Below are 6,347 nucleotides of genomic sequence, written 5' to 3'. Positions count from 1 at the left end.
TACATGAGGTATTTATGGATCAGAAGCCAAGATCTAAAAAGCCTCCCAACGAGGAGGCTTTTACTTTTATCACTGCACTACAATATTAAGTAGTCAAGATTAGAAAGAATAGCGAGCACCAACGATGAATTCGTCAGCGTTGCCATTAGTATGACCAGCGCCAGCAGTAGTGTCATTGTTTAATGCCACTTTATAACCAGCATATGCAGCTACGTCACCAATATAACGACCATATTCAAATGCAACGTAGTTAACATCTTTAGCGCTTTGCTCATCAGCACTGAAATAGTTATATGACACACTTACTTTATTTTCGCCAAAGCCATAAGATGCAAATGCATCAACTGCATCGAAGTCTGTATCGTATGCTGTGCCTTTTTGTACTAGGCCTGAAACTAAAAGAGTGTCGTTAGTGTAACGCGCACCGATCATGTATACATCTGATGATTCCGATGCGCCCACAGCCGTTTCTGTTGCAGCATACGCAGCACTTAATTCAACACTTGGAAGCACTTTATAAGCAACCATCGCACCGCCGCCTTTTACATTCTCTTGTAGGTTAGCTGATGCGTTGAATGTTAAATCACCTTTAGTCACACTATAAAGAACAGTATCTTCTGCTCTGTCGCCACTTGCCGTGATGCCTTTATTTGTATCGCCACTGTAAACTTCAGCCATATCGGTAAAGTTAGTTAGATATGTAACAGCATTATCTTGAGTACCGTATGTTAAAGTACCGTGTGCAGTCTCAACACCAACGTATCCATAACGGATATTATTTTCAACGTCTGTATCAGTACTAGAGTCTGCTTGAGTTAATTCATATTCGAATTTACCAACAGCCGTTAAAGCATCATTAATTTCATGCTTGCCTTGACCATTTAAACGAACACGAGACTTATCATTAAAGTCACTATCAGTTAGAGCGGCCCTTGCTTCGATACGGCCACCGAAAGAAAAATCTTCAGTTTTTAAATTTTCAGCAAGCGCTGGCATAGAAACGATTGCAGCCAGTGTAAGAGATAGTGCTTTATTTATTTTGTTCATGAACAATTCCACTTCTAGTTTAGTCGATAATTAAATAACGTTTTAAATTACAGATTGAAACCAAATTTTTGACACTGTAGCTATCTATAAATACATTTAGTGATAACACGTACAGTTTATATTGGTCCCGAACAACACGTTAACCAACGCAATGCTCTGCATGGACTGAAAAATACCAGATATTCCCCCATCCCAACAGTCAATTTTGATATAAATAAGAAATAGCTTAACTTTGGCCGCATAGGATGGTGAAAATTGGAAAAATGTGGAAAAGGTGAACAATTATTCTCGCTGTTACTATTAATTTGTTCAAGCAACATATCTGAGGCTTTTTGCCTAACCGGTGTTTGGTCAGTGAGCAGTGATAGCGCAATGTATTTGGCTAACTTAGTTACGCTAAATTACCAAATGGTCAAGGTAATAACTTATATACACGCATAATTGAAAGCTCTAGATTAACAATAAAGAGCCTCAACAACGGTGCATATAACTGTAAATATTACATTAGCGCACCACAAACACCGAACAAGGTGCATGACGAACTATTTTTGCGGCATTAGATCCCAATAGATAAGACCGAAATTTGGGTTTAGCTGATGCCATCACAATCGCATCAGCATTACTTTGTTTCGCTTGCGCAACCACTTCATCAAACACCGTACCGCTGCGAATAATACAACGGCCCCTATGTCGTTTAGGAATAACGGCATCCAACATAGCTTGCACAGCTAATTCTGTCGTCTTATGTTTTTCAGCAAGGCGATCACTAACCGCTGTTAACGCCATACGCCGATGACTTGCTGTATCATCAACAAATAGCATATCAATAATCCCATCATCAGCGAGAAGTTTAAGTGCCATCGAAACTTCTCTTTCGACAAGGTTGTTAAATGCTAAATCAATAGGCATCAATATATGCTTCAAACTCATCTAACCATCTCCCATCAATTTATTAGGTAACCATAAAACTATTTCAGGATATACCATGCACAAAATTAATACCGATAGCTTTAATAAAATAAAGGGTGCTATAGAACGATAAATATCCATCATGGTCACGCCTGGCGGTGCAATACCTTTAAGATAAAACAGCGCAAATCCATAAGGTGGCGTCTGTACAGCTATCTCTATGTTTAAGATCATCAAGATACCAAACCAAATAGGATCATATCCAAGCCCCACCACAATTGGCGTAAAGAGTGGCGCACACATAAGGACAATAATTAGCTCATCAACAATAAATCCGAGTAATAACATGATGACTTGCATCATGATAATCACACCGAGTGGGGGAAGATTGAGCTCATTAGTAATATCTGCCACCATAGCTTGCACGCCGCTGAGCATGTGAAAATTACTAAATAATGAAGCTCCGAGGATGATCCACATCGAAACACTTACCAACATAGCGGTTTCAAAACCAGACGATTTTAACATTTTCCAACGAAAGCGTTTAAAGATGAACGCTAATAAAATCGCACCGACAACACCAATCGCACCCGATTCTGTTGGCGTCGCAATACCGGTAATGATACTACCTAGCACCGCGACAATCAGTAGCAGAGAAAATAGCCCATCTCGCGCTGTTTTCACCTTCTCTTTTGTACTCATGTTTTTTTCAGCACCTGTATTCATCGGTGCTTTTTCGGGGTTTATTTTGCAGCTAATAACGACGTATGCAACTAATAACGTAATAGATATCAACGCGGGTATCAACGCAGCTATAAACATACGTCCAACTGAATTTTGCGTTGCAGACGAATACATGATCATGGGAATACTTGGCGGGATCAAAATACCCAGACCACCCCCAGCCATAATGACACCAAGCGCTAATCGTTTATCATAACCACGCTCTAGCATTGGTTTCAAAGCAATACTACCGGACGTCATGATGCCCGCGCCGATGATCCCCACCATAGCGCCAATCATAGAACATACGCCAATCACACTGATCGCCAATGAACCACGAATACGACCCAGGAACATCTGACTGGCATTAAACATAGCGTCGCCAATACCCGAACGAGTGAGTAATTGTCCCATATAAATGTACAGAGGAATGGCTAATAAAATAAAACTAAAAAATGTGCTCTCAAGAGTTGTTGGGATCAAATTGTAAATGCCATCCCCCCAAGTCAGATAACCCATTCCCATTGCAATCCCGCCTAACGCCAATCCAACCGGAGCGCCAAATGAAAAACATGTTAAAATCAAACCAATTAACAGCAGTGTTAATACTTCAATACTCATAATTTTCAGCTCTTTTTAATTCTGTTTCGACAGGCTCAACATCTACTATTACTACCGACTCTTGCTGTTCATTTTGCGATTCCAGTAATGCTTTCCCAGTAATAATAAAGAAAATATCTTGCAGTAGATCACTAATATATTGCAATATGAATACGCTACATGCCATGGTCATCATTACCCAAAAGTGCGCCATAGATGGCGCCCACTCAGATTGTCGGCGATAATTAAATTCAACCGCTTCATCATACTTTTCTAAGCTAATTAGGATCACAATTGATAAAAAATAAATGGCTAAGCTATACGACAGCAAATTAAAAATTGCTTTCATGCGAGCGGATACCGATAGGTAAATAACATCGACATTAATATGTGCTTTTCTTTGCTGTGCTAACGCTCCACCTAAAGCCGCAATATAGCCAAATAAAAATAGTGATACGTCGTAAGCCCATATGGTCGGGCTACCAATTACATAGCGAGAGAAAACTTCAAAAGCGACAGTAAGTGCTAACAAAGGCATTAATATTGACGCTGAAAAACCGACAAAAAAAACGACTTTATTAATACCGGTGCATAAACGCTTCAGTATCGTTTTAAACATAATAATCATCCTTGCTTACAGCACTAAACACTTACCAAGTAAGTATCTATTATCCATATAACAGTGTGCTTAGAAACTAATCGAGGTGTTTAAACACCTCGATAGCATGCGGCATTATTGCTGTAATATTTCGACCAATTTACTGCTATATTGATCTGTATTCGCGTATTCTGACCACAGTGAATTTGCAGTTAAATTCCATTTTTCAACATCCGCTTTAGTTGGTTCTGGGCTCCACTGCATACCTTGCTCTTCCATATCCGCAATCGCTTTAGATTCCCAGATGCGAGATTTAGTCATCTGCTCAGTTGCATGTAACGCACTCGCACTACGCACAATGGCTTGTAGATCTTTCGGTAGTTTGTTCCATTCACGTTTATTCACCACGATAGGTAATACTTGGGCGCCAGCAATAGGTAATCGATACATATACTTAGCAACCTCAGCGTGATTACCATCGCGATGGTCGATAATATTACTACCAATTGAACCATCAATTACACCTGTAGCAAGGCTGGTATAAATCTCACTCCAAGACAGAGAGGCTGGTGATGCGCCTAATTTTCGTAAGAATTTACCGTAAGCTCCAGGCGCTCTAATTTTCAAACCTTTAAAATCATCGATGCTATTAATCGGCTTTTTAGTTAAGATATAAACAGGTAGTTGAATGTAAGGTTCTAACCAAACTAAGTTCTGTTTATCGTAAGCTTCTGTTAACACTTTACCCCAACCTTTCTCACGAAATAGCGTGCTTAACTCACCCACATCACTGGTTGTGCCAGGTAAACCGACTTCTACTACACCCGGAGGGAATTCACCCGCATGCATAGGTTGGAACGGCGCCCCCATCGTCATTAGGCCAGATTTAACCGAACCAAATACGCCCGTTTGGCCAACACCTTCACCGGCATACATCATTTGAACTTTAATTCTGCCATTCGACATCACTTCAATATTATCTGCAAAACTTTTATAAACTTCACCATAAGCAGTTCCGCGGGAATATAAATTCACAAAACGCCAATTGTATTCAGCTGCCATTACGCTTGGGATTGCACCTAACGTTGCAATCAACGTTAATATTGTTCCACTCAAAGAGCGTTTCATGCGAGCTGTTAACTGTTTGCTAAAGAGATTATTAAACATAACTAATATATTCCTTGTTAATTTATTCCTTGATAAAGAAATATCCATTGTGGATATTTCTTTGCTGACCAATTAAGTCAATTCAATATGAACAGCACTTAATTATTCATTTAATTATCACAACCGCCAATTCATGACAAACTGTCGCACTTTTGTGCGTAAGTTTAAACCTGACTGTTTCCAACTAAAGTTTGAAGAAACTCAAACCATTAATATTAACCATTGCTTGATAAATTTCAGCGGCTGATGGCTTATGCCTAAATAGATATCACCACTCTAAAAACGCCAACAGCCACTCTAAAAGTGGCTGCATTGCGATAAAGATTAATCATCTAAATTCAGATTAATGCATGCTTAAACCTCGATATCTTTTGCCACAGCGGCAAGCGTATCAATAATTTGATCCACATGATTTTTTTCAATAATCAACGGTGGAGAAAGGGCTATCGTATTACCCATACTGCGAGTCAATACACCTTTGTCATAACATTTTTTCAAAATATCAAAACCAATCGGTTTACCATGACTCGGTTGAGCAAACTGCACCGCACCAATCAAGCCACAATTACGGATATCAATAATAGAAGGTATGCCTTTAAGCGAATGTAGCCCCTCTTGGAAATAATCACCAATATCACCATTAGCACGTTCTAATAAACCTTCATTTTGATAAATATCCATTGTCGCTAAACCAGCAGCGCAAGCCACTGGATGAGCTGAATAGGTATAACCATGGAAGAACTCGACGGCACCATCCGCAGCGCTATTCACAACGGTGTCGTAAATTTTATCTTGTGCAAATACCGCGCCTAATGGCACGACACCACTGGTGATACCTTTCGCAGATGTGATCAAATCAGGTATCACATCAAATAAGTTAGACGCAAATGATGAGCCTAAACGACCCCAGCCGGTAATAACTTCATCAAAAATCAAGACAATATCGTACTTCGTACAGATTTCTCGCAAGCGGCGTAAGTAGCCCTTCGGCGGTAACACCACACCACCCGCGCCAGCAATAGGCTCAACAATAACAGCGGCGATACTATCAGCACCATGAAATTGCACTAACGTCTCCAACTGCTCGGCTTTCTCAGCGCCAAACTCTGGTAAACCTTTACTGAAAGCATTACGCGTTATATCTAAGGTATGATCGAGATGGTCTGCCGCTAACACAGGTCCAAAACCTTTACGATTTGGTGCTAGTCCGCCCACCGAAATACCGCCAAAATTCACGCCATGGTAACCATGCTCACGGCCAATAAAACGAAATTTACCGGTATTACCTTTCGCTTGTTGATAG

At 40.1% G+C, this 6,347-nt stretch carries 6 protein-coding genes; all 6 read right to left on the bottom strand.

Annotation, left to right across the window (positions count from 1 at the left end):
* Nucleotides 1–99: 99 nt before the first annotated feature.
* A complete protein-coding gene (locus QNK26_RS00695) occupies nucleotides 100–1,047 on the bottom strand; it encodes a porin (RefSeq protein ID WP_319220339.1) in 948 nt (315 codons plus the stop codon).
* Between the two features lie 504 nt (nucleotides 1,048–1,551).
* Nucleotides 1,552–1,977, bottom strand: coding sequence for a universal stress protein (locus tag QNK26_RS00690; protein WP_319220338.1), 426 nt, complete (start codon nucleotides 1,975–1,977; stop codon nucleotides 1,552–1,554).
* A complete protein-coding gene (locus QNK26_RS00685; protein WP_319220337.1) occupies nucleotides 1,978–3,300 on the bottom strand; it encodes a TRAP transporter large permease subunit in 1,323 nt (440 codons plus the stop codon). It abuts the gene before it with no gap.
* Nucleotides 3,290–3,898, bottom strand: coding sequence for a TRAP transporter small permease (locus QNK26_RS00680; protein WP_319220336.1), 609 nt, complete (start codon nucleotides 3,896–3,898; stop codon nucleotides 3,290–3,292). The genes QNK26_RS00685 and QNK26_RS00680 overlap by 11 nt, the downstream gene beginning before the upstream one ends.
* A 114-nt stretch (nucleotides 3,899–4,012) precedes the next feature.
* Nucleotides 4,013–5,044, bottom strand: a complete 1,032-nt coding sequence (locus QNK26_RS00675) for a TRAP transporter substrate-binding protein (protein WP_319220335.1) — start codon at nucleotides 5,042–5,044, stop codon at nucleotides 4,013–4,015.
* Nucleotides 5,045–5,398: 354 nt separating this feature from the next.
* On the bottom strand, nucleotides 5,399–6,347 hold a 949-nt coding region (locus QNK26_RS00670; protein ID WP_319220334.1), incomplete at its 5' end, for an aminotransferase class III-fold pyridoxal phosphate-dependent enzyme.

Source organism: Moritella sp., assembly GCF_033791185.1.
GTDB lineage: Bacteria > Pseudomonadota > Gammaproteobacteria > Enterobacterales > Moritellaceae > Moritella.
This window is presented reverse-complemented; position numbering and strand designations above follow the sequence as displayed.

What these genes read in the sequence shown, in the direction of transcription:
- QNK26_RS00695 (WP_319220339.1), bottom strand. Translation starts at nt 1,047, where the DNA reads ATGAACAAAATAAATAAAGCACTATCTCTTACACTGGCTGCAATCGTT.
- QNK26_RS00690 (WP_319220338.1), bottom strand. Translation starts at nt 1,977, where the DNA reads ATGAGTTTGAAGCATATATTGATGCCTATTGATTTAGCATTTAACAAC.
- QNK26_RS00685 (WP_319220337.1), bottom strand. Translation starts at nt 3,300, where the DNA reads ATGAGTATTGAAGTATTAACACTGCTGTTAATTGGTTTGATTTTAACA.
- QNK26_RS00680 (WP_319220336.1), bottom strand. Translation starts at nt 3,898, where the DNA reads ATGTTTAAAACGATACTGAAGCGTTTATGCACCGGTATTAATAAAGTC.
- QNK26_RS00675 (WP_319220335.1), bottom strand. Translation starts at nt 5,044, where the DNA reads ATGTTTAATAATCTCTTTAGCAAACAGTTAACAGCTCGCATGAAACGC.